At 71.1% G+C, this 12023-nt stretch carries 15 protein-coding genes; 12 read left to right on the forward strand and 3 right to left on the reverse strand.

The window, feature by feature from the left end; genetic code table 11:
• Positions 1 to 165 precede the first annotated feature (165 nt).
• The 5 genes from ACT1U9_RS01625 to ACT1U9_RS01645 all read left to right on the forward strand — a co-directional run bounded on the left by ACT1U9_RS01625 (position 166) and on the right by ACT1U9_RS01645 (position 4187).
• A complete protein-coding gene (locus ACT1U9_RS01625; RefSeq protein ID WP_444536553.1) occupies positions 166 to 393 on the forward strand; it encodes an acyl carrier protein in 228 nt (75 codons plus the stop codon).
• Positions 390 to 1322: a thiamine pyrophosphate-dependent dehydrogenase E1 component subunit alpha gene (locus tag ACT1U9_RS01630; protein ID WP_444536554.1), complete on the forward strand. Its 933-nt coding sequence runs from the start codon at positions 390 to 392 to the stop codon at positions 1320 to 1322. The genes ACT1U9_RS01625 and ACT1U9_RS01630 overlap by 4 nt, the downstream gene beginning before the upstream one ends.
• Positions 1319 to 2341 carry an alpha-ketoacid dehydrogenase subunit beta gene (locus ACT1U9_RS01635; protein ID WP_444536555.1) on the forward strand — a complete coding sequence of 341 codons (1023 nt, stop codon included), beginning with the start codon at positions 1319 to 1321 and terminating at the stop codon, positions 2339 to 2341. The genes ACT1U9_RS01630 and ACT1U9_RS01635 overlap by 4 nt, the downstream gene beginning before the upstream one ends.
• Positions 2338 to 3489: a 2-oxo acid dehydrogenase subunit E2 gene (locus ACT1U9_RS01640; RefSeq protein WP_444536556.1), complete on the forward strand. Its 1152-nt coding sequence runs from the start codon at positions 2338 to 2340 to the stop codon at positions 3487 to 3489. Before ACT1U9_RS01635 ends, ACT1U9_RS01640 begins: the two co-directional genes overlap by 4 nt.
• 134 nt (positions 3490 to 3623) lie before the next feature.
• A complete protein-coding gene (locus ACT1U9_RS01645; protein WP_444536557.1) occupies positions 3624 to 4187 on the forward strand; it encodes a 4'-phosphopantetheinyl transferase family protein in 564 nt (187 codons plus the stop codon).
• On the opposite strand, the gene ACT1U9_RS01650 is transcribed toward ACT1U9_RS01645, so the two are convergent.
• Entirely contained in the window at positions 4166 to 4798 is a 633-nt protein-coding gene (locus ACT1U9_RS01650; RefSeq protein WP_444536558.1) for a TetR/AcrR family transcriptional regulator, read from the reverse strand. The genes ACT1U9_RS01645 and ACT1U9_RS01650 overlap by 22 nt on opposite strands.
• A gap of 153 nt (positions 4799 to 4951) precedes the next feature.
• Between ACT1U9_RS01650 and ACT1U9_RS01655 the strand changes: the two genes are divergently transcribed.
• Positions 4952 to 5575: a hemerythrin domain-containing protein gene (locus tag ACT1U9_RS01655; RefSeq protein ID WP_444536559.1), complete on the forward strand. Its 624-nt coding sequence runs from the start codon at positions 4952 to 4954 to the stop codon at positions 5573 to 5575.
• A 63-nt stretch (positions 5576 to 5638) separates the two neighbouring features.
• Here ACT1U9_RS01655 and ACT1U9_RS01660 read toward each other — a convergent pair whose 3' ends face one another.
• Both ACT1U9_RS01660 and ACT1U9_RS01665 read right to left on the reverse strand, forming a co-directional pair.
• Positions 5639 to 6502: an NAD(P)H-binding protein gene (locus ACT1U9_RS01660; RefSeq protein ID WP_444536560.1), complete on the reverse strand. Its 864-nt coding sequence runs from the start codon at positions 6500 to 6502 to the stop codon at positions 5639 to 5641.
• Between the two features lie 40 nt (positions 6503 to 6542).
• Entirely contained in the window at positions 6543 to 8123 is a 1581-nt protein-coding gene (locus tag ACT1U9_RS01665; RefSeq protein ID WP_444536561.1) for an FAD-dependent monooxygenase, read from the reverse strand.
• Positions 8124 to 8361: 238 nt separating this feature from the next.
• On the opposite strand from ACT1U9_RS01665, the gene ACT1U9_RS01670 reads away from it, so the two are divergent.
• From ACT1U9_RS01670 to ACT1U9_RS01695, 6 genes are all read left to right on the forward strand, one after another.
• A complete protein-coding gene (locus tag ACT1U9_RS01670; protein WP_188272680.1) occupies positions 8362 to 8655 on the forward strand; it encodes an antibiotic biosynthesis monooxygenase family protein in 294 nt (97 codons plus the stop codon).
• Positions 8652 to 9116 carry a nuclear transport factor 2 family protein gene (locus ACT1U9_RS01675; protein WP_444536562.1) on the forward strand — a complete coding sequence of 155 codons (465 nt, stop codon included), beginning with the start codon at positions 8652 to 8654 and terminating at the stop codon, positions 9114 to 9116. Before ACT1U9_RS01670 ends, ACT1U9_RS01675 begins: the two co-directional genes overlap by 4 nt.
• Before the next feature lie 4 nt (positions 9117 to 9120).
• Complete coding sequence (locus ACT1U9_RS01680) at positions 9121 to 9627, forward strand: nuclear transport factor 2 family protein (RefSeq protein WP_444536563.1); 507 nt, start codon at positions 9121 to 9123, stop codon at positions 9625 to 9627.
• A complete protein-coding gene (locus tag ACT1U9_RS01685; RefSeq protein WP_361418643.1) occupies positions 9608 to 10069 on the forward strand; it encodes a nuclear transport factor 2 family protein in 462 nt (153 codons plus the stop codon). The genes ACT1U9_RS01680 and ACT1U9_RS01685 overlap by 20 nt, the downstream gene beginning before the upstream one ends.
• On the forward strand, positions 10066 to 10839 hold the full coding sequence (locus tag ACT1U9_RS01690) for an SDR family NAD(P)-dependent oxidoreductase (RefSeq protein ID WP_444536564.1): 774 nt from the start codon (positions 10066 to 10068) through the stop codon (positions 10837 to 10839). Before ACT1U9_RS01685 ends, ACT1U9_RS01690 begins: the two co-directional genes overlap by 4 nt.
• Positions 10840 to 10919: 80 nt before the next feature.
• Entirely contained in the window at positions 10920 to 11975 is a 1056-nt protein-coding gene (locus tag ACT1U9_RS01695) for an LLM class flavin-dependent oxidoreductase (RefSeq protein ID WP_444536565.1), read from the forward strand.
• The last annotated feature ends 48 nt before the right edge of the window (positions 11976 to 12023 follow it).

Genomic DNA, 12023 nt, shown 5'->3' on the forward strand with positions numbered 1-12023 from the left:
TTGAAACCGGCATGAAGGTTTGCTTTTACTGAGGTCCCACGCACCCACAGCGTGTCCGGCCCAAGCGCCCTCCCCCGTGCCAAGCACCGTGGAGCCCTTGGCACTTGGGCCGCATCCACCACCGACTTCTTGGTTGTCACCGCAACCGCTCGGAGTGTTTGACGCATGAAGCTTGAAGACGTCGTCTCGGACGTACTCGGCATCCCCCGGGGGGAAGTCGACGACAGCCTGGGGCCGGTGCGCGACAGCCGCTGGACCAGCCTGAAGCAGATGCAGCTGATCATCGCCCTGGAAGGGCGGTACGCGACCTCCTTCAGCCGTCAGGAGGTCCGCGCCCTCAAATCGGTCGGCGCGATCCGCGAGGTCCTGCTGGGCAAGGGGCTCGCGGCGTGACGATCACCGAACCCTCCCCCACGGCCCGCACGTCCTCCTCGGCGCTCACCGACGCCGACCTCGACTCGCTGCTGCTGATCCGGCACTTCGAGCAGAAGCTCCTGGAGCTGTTCGGCGCCGGGAAGCTGAACGGCACCACGCACACGTGCCTGGGCCAGGAGTACGTGCCCGTATCGCTCGAACCCCTGCTGCGCCAGGGCGACTTCCTCTTCAGCAACCACCGCGGCCACGGCCACTACCTGGCCCGGTTCGCCGATCCGGCCGGGCTCCTCGCGGAGATCACCGGCCGCGAGGGCGCGGTGTGCGGGGGTGTGGGCGGCAGCCAGCACATCTTCCGCGACAGCTACGTCTCCACCGGCATCCAGGGCGAGAGCCTCCCCGTCGCCGCCGGAGCCGCGCTGCACTTCAAGCGCCAGGGGCTGCCCCTGCTGGCGTGCGCGTACATCGGCGACGGCACCTGGGGCGAGGGGTCGGTCTACGAGGCGCTGAACATCGCGCGCCTGTGGGAGCTCCCGCTGCTCGTGGTCGTGGAGAACAACGGCATCTCGCAGACCACCCCGAACGCGGTCAACATGGCCGGTACGGTGGCCGACCGCGCCCGTGCCTTCGACATCGAGCACCACCGCGTGACGACCAACGACATCCCCGCGATCCGCGCCGAGCTGGAGCCCAGGATCACGCGGGTGCGTGAGCAACGTATGCCGCTCGTCGTGGAGTTCGACACCGTACGCCTGGGTCCGCACAGCAAGGGCGACGACACCCGCCCCGCCGAGACGGTCGCCGCGGCGCAGGCCCGCGACTGGTACACCGCCTGCCGGGAGGCCGACCCGGGGCGCTTCGCGGCGCACGACCGCACCCAGCGGGAACTCATCGACCGCGTCGCCGCCGACGTCCTGGCGCGACCGCTGGCAGCCGGAGGGACGGCATGACGCGCAACGAACGCGTGGGCGAGAACCTCAACCGCGCCCTGCACGAGGTGATGGCGGCCCACGACGACACCTTCCTGATCGGCGAGGACGTCCTCGACCCGTACGGCGGTGCCTTCAACATCTCCAAGGGCCTCTCGGACCGGTTCGGGGACCGCGTCCTGACCACGCCGATCAGCGAGAACGCCATCCTCGGCGTCGCCAACGGCCTCGCCCTGACCGGCAACAAGCCGATCGCCGAGATGATGTTCGGCGACTTCATCACGCTGGCCTTCGACCAGATCGTGAACTTCTCCGCCAAGTCCGTGAGCATGTACGGGACCCGGCACCCGATGCATCTGGTGGTGCGCTGCCCGGTCGGCGGCCGGCGCGGCTACGGCCCCACCCACAGCCAGAGCCCGCAGAAGCACTTCCTGGGCGTGCCCGATCTGCATCTGTTCGAGCTGTCACCGTTCCACGACACCAGCGCGGTGCTCGCCGGGATGGTCGAACTCGGCTCCCCTTGCGTCTACTTCGAGGACAAGGTCCTCTACACCGAGCGCATGCACCAGCGTGAGGCGGGACCGGTCGGCGGGCTGTTCTCGCTCGACTTCGTGGGCGAGGAGCCGTTCCCGGTGGCCCGGCTCGCCATCGAGGGCGTCGACGAGCCCGACCTCGTGCTCGTCGCACCCGGCGGGCTCGCGCACCGCGCGGTCGAGGCCGCCCGCGCGCTGTTCCTGAGCCATGAGATCGCGTGCGAGATCTATGTGCCGACGCGGCTGTACCCGTTCGACGCGCAGGTACTGGCCGAGCCGGTGGCGCGGGCCGGACGGGTGTGCGTGGTGGACGACGCGCCGCCCGGCGGCAGTTGGGGCGGCGAGGTCGCCCAGCAGCTGTACACCCACTGCTGGGACAGTCTGCGGGCGCCGGTCAAACTGGTCCACTCCGCCGACGCCGTCATCCCGACGGCCCTCCACCTTGAAGAGAACGTCCTGGTGAGCAGCGACTCGCTGGGACTCGCCCTGCGGGAGCTGGCGCAATGATCGAGATCACCGTACCGAAGCTGAACAACAACGACGCGCACTACGACCTCGTCGAGTGGCTGGTCGAGGACGGCGCCACGGTGGCCAAGGACGACGACCTCGCCACCGTCGAGACGTCGAAGGCCGCCGAGGACCTGGTCTGCGAGCACGACGGCGTCCTGCTCCGGGCCGTGCAGGCCGGTGAGCAGGTCGCGCCGGGCTCCGTCGTCGGCCGCCTCTTCGCCGACGAGGCCGAGCGCACGGCTTACCTGGCCTCGGCGGCTGCGGCCCCGGCCGCCACGGCCGGTCCCGGCGACGACGCCGCGTACGTCCTCACGGACGCGGCGCGCACGCTGGCCGCCGCCTCCGATGTCGGCACGGACGAGCTGCGCGCGCTGGGCAAGCGTGTGATCAAGGGTTCCGACGTGGAGGCCCTGCTGGCGCGGCGCGCCCCGGCGGCACAGGAGGACACGGACCGGGTTCCGCTGAGCCAGCTCCAGCGCGCGATCGGCTCGGTGGTCACCGAGTCGCTGCGGACCATCCCGACCTCTTTCACGGTGCTGCGCGTACGGGTCGACGCGGCCGAGGACAGTGCCCGCGAACTCGCGCGGCACACGGACGTCGCCATCAGCCTGCCCGAGCTGCTGATCTCCGAACTGGCCCGGCTGCGCGGCGACTTCCCGGCCTTCTTCGCCACGTACCACGACGACGGCACGATCGCGCATGCCGACGGGTCGCACATCGGCGTGACCGTGGACCTGGGTCAGGGGCTGTACATCCCGGTCGTGCGCGACGCCGACGAGCTGAGCGTGGCCGATGTCGCCGAGCGGCTTGAGGACATCCGGTTCTCCGCGCTGCGCGGCTCCTTCAAGGGCAGCGAGCTCACCGGGGCGACCATCACGCTGTCGCTCAACAACGACGCGGATGTGGTGTTCACCCAGCCGATCGTGTTCCCGGGCCAGACCTGCATGGTCTCGCTGGGCGGCACCCAGAGCGTCCTCGAACTCACCGACGAGGGCGAGGTGGTCGCGACCCGGCGGGCGCACATCGGGCTCGCCTTCGACCACCGGGTCATCAACGGGCGGGACGCGGTGCTGTTCCTCCAGGCCCTCAAGTCCGCGCTGGAGCAGCCGGTGGCCGTGCCGGTCGAGGCGGGGGAGGTCGGCTGAGCGGGCTGCGGCCCCCCGAGCGTTACGCCCCGGACCGGCTGCCCGGGCCGTGGGACGGGGGGCCGCCGCGCCTGTGGCTGGCGGGCCCCTTCCCGGGCGGGCCCGCGCCGACGGCCGACCGGGCGTTGCTCGACGTGGCTGAACTCGCCCGCGCGGCCGCGTTCGTACGGCCCGAGGACCACGCCGCGTACATCCGCGCCCATGCCATCGCGCGGCGGCTGCTCGGCGGGTACCTGGGTGTGCACCCGGCGCGGGTGCACCTCGTCCGGGAACCGTGCCCGTGCTGCGGTGACGGTCATGGCCGTCCCGCCGTGGCGGGTTCGCCGCTGCACTACTCGCTCTCGCGCAGCGGGCGCGTGATGCTCGTGGGGGTCGCCTCCTCCCCCATCGGCGTGGACATCGAGGAGATCCCGGCGGCGGACACGGCCGAGACGGTGCTCGATGCCCTGCATCCCCGGGAGCAGTCCGAACTGCGGGCCGTGGCGCCCGTCGCGCGACCGGCCGCCTTCGCACGCTGCTGGGCGCGCAAGGAGGCGTATCTCAAGGGGACGGGCACCGGCCTGGCCGAGCACCCGTCCCATGCATACGTGGGCGCCGCCCCGATCCCCGCCCGGCTGCCCCGGTGGACCCTGGACGACGTCCGGGTTCCCGGGGGCTATCGGGCGGCGTGCGCGGTTCAGTCGGCGGTCGCCGAATAGGCCTTCGGCGTGTGGGCCGCGAGGAAGTCGTCGACCACGCGCTCCACGTACTCCCTGGTGACGGTTCGCCCCGCGAGCAGTCTGCGGTACATCAGCGGTCCCGCCAGCTGGTCGACGGCCAGGTCGGCGTCGAGGTCCACGGCCAGTTCCCCGGCCGCTTTCGCCCGGTCGAGTACGGTCCGGAAGACGCGCGAGCCCTGGTGGTACAGCTCTTCCTTGAGCCGCGCGAAGACCGGGTCGACGCCCGCCCGCTCGATGACCGCGCGCAGTCCCCGGTCGCTCACCGGGTCGTGCAGCAGCCGCCGCAGCCCGTCCAGTTCATGGATCAGGTCCTCGCGCAGCACACCGGTGGGCGGCGCGTGCGCGGTGGAGATCCGCTCGGCGATGACGTCCCGGACCAGGCCGGAGGCGTCGGGCCAGTGGCGGTACAGGGTCGTACGGCCCACGCCGCTGCGCGCGGCGACGGCCACATGGGTCACCGCCGACCAGCCCTGCTCGATGAGCAGATCGCGGGCGGCGGCCAGGGCCGCGGCCCGGCTGCGCTCGGCACGCGGGTCGGGTCCCCGGCCCGGTGCGTCATGGGTGCTGCTCGGCCCGGTCGGCGCGGACATCCGGCTCCATCCTGTCGTCTTGTCACCAGTGCACCAGTCTGCCCCGTACGAGTTTGTGGAACAACTTGCCCCGGATCTCGGCGTGGGGCATGCTGTTCCATAGATTCGGAACAGCATGCCCCATAACTTTCTACCGAGGACGGCGCCCACCACATGCCCGACCTGACGCTGATGTACGCGACCCATGACGCCTTCCGCCGCGATCTGGGGTTGCTGGCCGCGGCCGCCGAGGACCGGGGCACGGCACCCGGCTCGGCCTTCCGGACCGGCTGGGAGACCTTCCAAACCTTTCTGACGATCCATCACACCGCCGAGGACAAGGTCCTGTGGCCGATGATGCGGGCCAAACTCGCCCATGAGCCAGCCCAGTTGCGGATGCTCGACGAGATGGACGCCGAGCACGAGGTCCTCGATCCGATGCTGGAGGCCGTCGAGGACGTCCTGGCGCAGGGGCAGCAGCAGCGGCTGCCGGCTCTGGTCGCCACGGTCGCCGACAAGCTGGTCCACCACCTCGACCACGAGGAGCGGGCCGCCCTGCCCGTGGTCCAGGCGGTACTCAGCCAGGAGGAGTACGACGTCTTCGGCAACGAGCAGCGCAAGATGCTCGGCCTCAAGGGCGGTGCCCTGTACTTCCCGTGGGTGCTGGACGGCGCCTCGGGCGAAACGCAGCGCACCGCGCTCGGCGCGCTGCCGCCGCCGGTACGGATGATCTACAAGGCGGTGTGGCGCCCGCGCTACGAGAAGCGGACCCGCGCCTTCTCGCAGGCCGCGGCCTGACGACACGCACCGGTGCCCGGCGTCCGCCTCGCGGATGCCGGGCACCGTGCCGTTCCGAACCGATCAGGCGAAGGCGGCCGTGTGCGCCTCCACCCACTCGCGGAAGCTGTGGCCCGGGCGGCCGAGGACCTGCTGGACATCGGGGAACAGCCGTCCCCGGAAGTCGTCGCCGGATTCCAGCGCCTTGCGCAGGGCCACCATCACCCCGTCGGCGGTCTCCTGCCCGTAGAGCCGCGCCATGACCGCGTGGTGCTCCTCGATGGAGATCTGCTCGAAGCGCAGCCGCTTGCCGAGCACCGAACCGACCACCGCCACCTGCTCGCGGGCCGTCAGCGCCTCGGGCCCGGTCAGCGCGTAGATGCGGCCCTCGTGGCCCGGTTCGGTCAGCGCGCGCACCGCGACGTCCGCGATGTCCCGGGGGTCGATCAGCGCCTCCGGCAGATCGGCGACGGGGCTGCGCACCACACCGTCCCCGTGCACGGCGTCGCGCCAGCCGAGCGCGTGCGTCATAAAGCCGTTGGGTCGCAGGATCGTCCAGGCGAGCCCCGACTCCGTCAGCGCCCGCTCGGCCTGCCGGTGCCACAGGCCCAGCGGCGTGTCGTTCTCCTCCTCGACCTCGGCGACGCCGAGCGTGGAGAGCTGCACGATGTGCTCCACGCCCGTCTTGCGCGCGACCTCGATCAACTGGGCGTCGTGTGTACGCTTGTTGTGGCCCAGCGACATCAGGAAGACCTTGCGTACGCCGTCGAGCGCGTCCGGAAGTGTGTCCGGTCGGCCCATGTCGCCGCCCACCACCTCCACTCCGGCGGGCAGTTGAGCGCGGGACGGATCGCGGGTGAGGGCTCGTACGGGATGGCCCGCCGCGAGCAGGCGCGCCAGCACCTTGCCGCCGACGTTACCGGTCGCCCCGGTCACCAAAATAGTCATGGATATCTCCGATTCGGCTGGTGGGTAAGGCAGTTGGGGGTCAGTTCACGGGGCGATCGAGGACGGTGCGCAGGGCGGCCTCCAGACCGCCGGTCCCCGCGTCGTCGGCCGCGCGCCAGGCGATGAAGCGGTCGGGCCGTACCAGCGTGGCACCCGAGGGCGTGACGCCGTACGTCTTCTCCCAGCCGCTCGCCCGGTGGACGACGAGAGTGATGCCGAGCCGGTCGGCGGCCGCCTTGGCCGCGCGCTCCCACCCGTCGCCGTCGGCCCCGACGAGCAGCACGAAGGACCGGCCGAACAGGGCGGTGGTGGAGCCGCCGCCGTCGAGCGTCACGTACGGCGCTCGTGAGCCCGGCCGTCCGGTGGGCGCGGTCGGGTCCTCCAGCAACTCGCCCTCGTCGCCGGGCTCAAGGACCACGGCGCCCTGGGCGACGCGGTAGCCGAAGACCTGGACGACCGGGTCGATGGGCGCGGCCGCCGTACCGTCGTCGAGGTCGGGGCCGAGCCGTTCCACCGTATTGGCGAACTGTTGCTCCGCGATCATGTCGGAGACCGGCCTGCGCTCGGCGTCATGGCTGGCAAGGAGACCCGGACCGGCCTGACCCGCCACGTTCATGGCGAGCTTCCAGGCGAGGTAGAAGCCGTCCATGATGGCCGTGTTGCCGCCGAGCCCGCCCGGCGCCGGCACCACCTTCGCGGCGTCGCCGACGAGGTGCACCCGCCCCACGGAGAAGCGGTCCACGACCTCGCTCACGATCTCGGTGAGACCCGAGCCCGCCACGCTCAGCTCCAGGTCGGGCATGCCCAGACCGGTGCGTACGAGAGCGGCGCACTGCTCCTCGGAGTAGTCGCTGAAGTCGGGCTGCTCCTTGGTCATCCCGCGGATATAGCCGTAACGGCCCGGGATGTCCGTCGTGTAGAAGACGCCGGGGACCGGGTGCAGCAGATGGAACAGGGCGAAGCGGCGGGCCTCGGTGACGCCGCCCTCCAGGCCCTTGAGCGGGCCGCTCATGTCCGCGTCGAAGAAGACCCGGAACACCTCGCCGAGCCGGCCCCGGCCGTGCGCGCCGAGACCGAGGGCGCGGCGGACCCGGCTGTGGCGGCCGTCGGATGCCACCAACTGCTGTGCACGTACGGTGCGTTCGGCGCCGCTCTTCACCTCGCGCAGCAGCGCGGTGACGCCGTCGGCGTCCTGGGTGAAGGAGATGAGCTCGGTGCCGAAGGCGAGTTCGGCCCCCAGCTCACGGGCGCGGTCGGCGAGGATCTCCTCGGTGAGCTCCTGGCTGGCCATGGCCCATTCCTCGGGCGAGACATGGTTCATGCTCATCTCGCCCTGGGTCATGATGCCGCGCAGCACGGGGCCGGAGAGGGTCTCGGCGAGCGCCATGTAGAAGTCGCCGGTGCCGCCCGGCGAGGCGGCGGTGATCCGGTCGGCCACACCGGCGATGCGCAGCGCCTCCATCGTGTGCGGGTACTGGCCCCGCGCCTTCATCACGACGGAGGTGCCGGGGTGCTTCTCGACCAGCAGCGGCTTCACGCCGTGCAGGCCGAGGAAGAGTGCGGTGGACAGACCTGACAGACCGCCGCCGGCTATGAGGACAGGCACGGATGCCTCGGACACGGTCACTCCCGGATTCGGTGGACAAGGACGATGCGCTCAGCATCGGCAGCGCGGACGGTGACCGGATCGGGACGTGATGCCGACGGGCTGGGGGCTCGGTCGTGACGCCTGTCGCCGTCCTCCAACGAGTCACCAACCAGGCATCAGCGGCGGCCGGAAGTGTGGACGGTGCCGGGGGAACGGTCTGCCGCACAGGCCGGTGCCCGGTTGACACCGTTCGTCTTACCGAGGAGTCTTCGTGGTCGTCTTCGTCAACAAGCTGACGCTCATCGGCAAGCCCGAGGAGCTGGAGCGGATCTACGCGCACGTCGCGGAGTTCATGGAGGAGCAGCCCGGTCTGATCCGCTATCAGCTGCTCCGTTCGCAGAAGGAGCCGGGCACCTACTTCAACGTGGCCGAGTGGGACAGCAACGAGTCCTTCGACAAGGCGCTGGCCGAGCCCGAGTTCCGCGCCCGCCTCAAGGCCCTCGGCACCGTCATCAAGGGCGAGCCGCACATGAGCGACGTCGTCGTCGAGGGTGTGGCCCGATGACCGCCCCCGCCGCCACCGCCGCGGACCTGTCCGCCGTCTCGGCCGAGTCGTACGCGCAGATCCTCCAGTTCTACGCCCACCACATGCAGCTGCTCGACGGCGGCGACGCCGAGGGCTGGGCGGACGGGTTCACCGAGGACGGTGTCTTCGCGCAGAACGTCAAGCCCGAGCCGTGGAGCGGCCGTTCGTTCATCGCCACGTCGATGCGGCGCGGCATCGACCGGCTCGGGGCCCGCGACGTCCAGCGCCGGCACTGGTTCTCGATGGTCGTCGCGACCCCCGAGACGGCCGGAGCGGGCGACGAGGAGGCCGTGCGCACCACGTACTACGCGGTGGTCTTCGAGACCCCGCGCGGCGGCAAGGCGTCGGTGTATCTGAGCACCACCGGCGCGGACCTGCTGGTGCGGCGCGACGGCCAGTGGCTGATCAAGCACCGCGACATCTTCCACGACGGGGTCTGAGCCGATGGCGCCGCAGACTGTCGACGGCCCTCTCTTCGACGAGATCCAGCGGTTCTACGCCACCCAGGTGCGGCTGCTCGGCGAGGGCGACGTCGACCGCTGGGCGCTGACCTTCACCGAGGACGCCCTCTTCGAGCAGGAGGCCCCGGCGGACAAGGTCTTCGCCGGGAACGCGCCGCCCGTACGCCGAGGACGCGCCGCCATCGCGGCGGCGGCCCGGGGCGCGGTCGGCGAGCGGCGGGCGGACGGCCGGGTGCGCCGGTATCTGATCGGGATGCTCACCGTCCAGCCCATCGGGGACGGCGCCGTACGCACCCGGTACAACGCGCTCCTCGTGCAGACCCCGCGCGGCGGTCGCGCCGAGCTCCATCTGAGCACCACCGGACGGGACGAGCTGGTCCGTCACGACGACGGCTGGCTCGTCCGTCACCGAGTCAACTCACATGACAGCGTGGCCGGTTCGCACACCGGCCCTGAGCAGGAGGAACACCATGGCCGATCTGACACGTGAGCGCGTGGAGGCGGCGTACGCGGCCCTCATGACCGGCGACCGGGACAAGATCACCGAGTACTGGTCCGAGGACCTGCGCTTCCAGATGCCCGGCAACCACCAGTTCGCCGGCTGGTTCAACGGCCTGGACGACTACCTCCAGAAGATGGGCAAGCTGGGCGAGGCGTGCGGCGGCCGTATCACCGCCGACACGCACCACATCCTCATCAACGAGGCGGACGGCATCTCCGTCGACATCTACCAGCTCGACGGCTACCGCGCGCACGCCGAGGAGGGCACCACCTCCCCGTACGAGCGTCTCCAGGTCGAGGGCGTGCACATGCTCCGCTGGGAGAACGGCAGGATCGTCGAGGGCCGCAGCGCCCTGTTCGCCGACGGGGTGACCCGGGGCAACCTGTGGTGGTCGCCGGTCGGCTCCGACGGAGAGCGCACAGAGCTGTGACCGGCCCGGCCGACGGCGGCACCGGTCTGACCGGCCGGGCCGTCGTCGTCACCGGGGCCGGGACCGGCATCGGCCGGGCGGTCGCGCACGCCTTCGCCGACGAGGGCGCCCGCGTCCTGGCCGTCGGGCGCGGAGCCGCCCGGCTGGCCGAGACCGCCGACGGGCGCCCGGGCATCCGCCCCTTCGCCTCCGACATCTCGGCGCCGGACGGACCGCGCGCGATCGTCGAGGCGGCCGTGCGTGAACTCGGCGGCGTCGACGTCCTGATCAACAACGCGGTGACCATGCGGTCCGCGCCGCTCGGCCGCATCGAGGCGGACGACACACACCGCCAGGTCGCCACCAACCTCCTGGCGCCGCTCTTCCTCACCCAGGAGGCACTGCCCCACCTGGAGGCGGCCAAGGGCACCGTCATCAATGTCACCACCGCGGGCAACCAGCGCGGCTGGCCCGGTCATTCGGTGTACGGGGCCACCAAGGCCGCGCTCGACTTCCTCACCCGCACCTGGGCGTTGGAGCTCGCGCCGCGCGGCATCCGGGTCGCGGGCGTCGCGCCCGGTCCGGTCGAGACCCCGATCGGCGAGCACGCGGGCCTGGACGCCGAGGGCGTCGCCCGGCTGCGTGACCGCCAGCGCGCCCGGGTGCCGCTCGGGCGGGTGGGCCGGCCCGAGGAGATCGCCTGGTGGCTGGTGAACCTCGCCCGCCCCGAAGCGTCCTACGCCACCGGCCTCGTGCTGCCGGTGGACGGCGGCGCCGGAGTCGTGTTCTGAGCACGACCCGCCCCTATTCCGAGCAAACCCGGCCCTGAAGTGCCGAACCCCGAGCAGTACTTGAGACACATGGAGCAGCGATGGAATTCGGTATCAATTTCTTCCCCACGGTCGGTCCGGACGACAAGCCGGCCGACCAGTACTTCGACGAGGCGCTGCGGCTCGTGGAACTGGCCGAGGAGCTCGGCTACGACCACATCAAGACCGTGGAGCACTACTTCTTCAAGTACGGCGGCTACAGCCCCGACCCGGTGACGTTCCTGGCCGCCGCCGCGGCCCGCACCAGCCGTATCAAGCTGGTCACCGGCGCGGTCATCCCGGCCTTCACGCACCCGCTGAAGCTGGCGGGCAAGCTCGCCATGCTGGACAACATCTCCAAGGGCCGCCTCCAGGTCGGCTTCGGCCGGGCCTTCCTGCCCGACGAGTTCGACGCGTTCGAGCTGGCCATGGACGAGAGCCGCCCCCGGTTCGTCGACGGCCTCAAGGCCTGCCAGAAGCTGTGGGCCGAGGAGAACGTGGTCTGGGACAGCGAGTTCTACAAGTTCGGCCCGGTCACCCTGCTGCCCCGCCCCTACCAGCGCCCGCACCCGCGGATCCTGGTGGCCGCCGCCATCACGCCGTCGTCCTGCGAGCAGGCCGGCCGCGACGGCCACGGGCTGCTGCTCGTGCCGTCCATCTCCAAGCGCGAGAAGGTCCAGGAGATGCTGACGCTGTACCGCAAGGCGTACGCCGAGGCCGGTCACCCGGCGGGCGGCGACGAGGTGCACCTCAGCTACGGCTGCTACCTCGCCGAGGACGCCGCCGAGGCCAAGGCCAAGGGCCGCGAGTACAACCAGCGCACCAACGCCGTCATGATCGACGCCGTCGCCGCCTGGGGCACCCGCCGCAGCGAGGGATACAAGGGTTACGAGGAGATCGTCGACAAGGTCAAGCGGTCCGACTTCGACAAGACGCTCGCCGAGAACAAGACCCTCGTCGGCAGCCCGGAGGAGATCACCGAGCGGCTGCGCACCATCCGCGAGTGGTACGGCGATGTCACCATCAGCCTCCAGATGATCTCGGGCAACCCGAGCTTCGAGGAGACCACCCGCACCGCCCGCCTCTTCGCCGAGCAGGTCATCCCTAACTTCCGCTAAGCACACGGCAGTTGGTACGAGGAAGGGGCTCCCCCCGAAACCATCGGG

The organism is Streptomyces sp. BR1, assembly GCF_052373795.1.
Taxonomy (GTDB): Bacteria; Actinomycetota; Actinomycetes; order Streptomycetales; family Streptomycetaceae; genus Streptomyces.

Coding starts and splice junctions, on each gene's coding strand:
- ACT1U9_RS01695 (WP_444536565.1), top strand. CDS start 10,920: ATGGAATTCGGTATCAATTTCTTCCCCACGGTCGGTCCGGACGACAAG.
- ACT1U9_RS01660 (WP_444536560.1), bottom strand. CDS start 6,502: ATGACTATTTTGGTGACCGGGGCGACCGGTAACGTCGGCGGCAAGGTG.
- ACT1U9_RS01640 (WP_444536556.1), top strand. CDS start 2,338: ATGATCGAGATCACCGTACCGAAGCTGAACAACAACGACGCGCACTAC.
- ACT1U9_RS01685 (WP_361418643.1), top strand. CDS start 9,608: ATGGCCGATCTGACACGTGAGCGCGTGGAGGCGGCGTACGCGGCCCTC.
- ACT1U9_RS01625 (WP_444536553.1), top strand. CDS start 166: ATGAAGCTTGAAGACGTCGTCTCGGACGTACTCGGCATCCCCCGGGGG.
- ACT1U9_RS01680 (WP_444536563.1), top strand. CDS start 9,121: ATGGCGCCGCAGACTGTCGACGGCCCTCTCTTCGACGAGATCCAGCGG.
- ACT1U9_RS01655 (WP_444536559.1), top strand. CDS start 4,952: ATGCCCGACCTGACGCTGATGTACGCGACCCATGACGCCTTCCGCCGC.
- ACT1U9_RS01675 (WP_444536562.1), top strand. CDS start 8,652: ATGACCGCCCCCGCCGCCACCGCCGCGGACCTGTCCGCCGTCTCGGCC.
- ACT1U9_RS01650 (WP_444536558.1), bottom strand. CDS start 4,798: ATGTCCGCGCCGACCGGGCCGAGCAGCACCCATGACGCACCGGGCCGG.
- ACT1U9_RS01635 (WP_444536555.1), top strand. CDS start 1,319: ATGACGCGCAACGAACGCGTGGGCGAGAACCTCAACCGCGCCCTGCAC.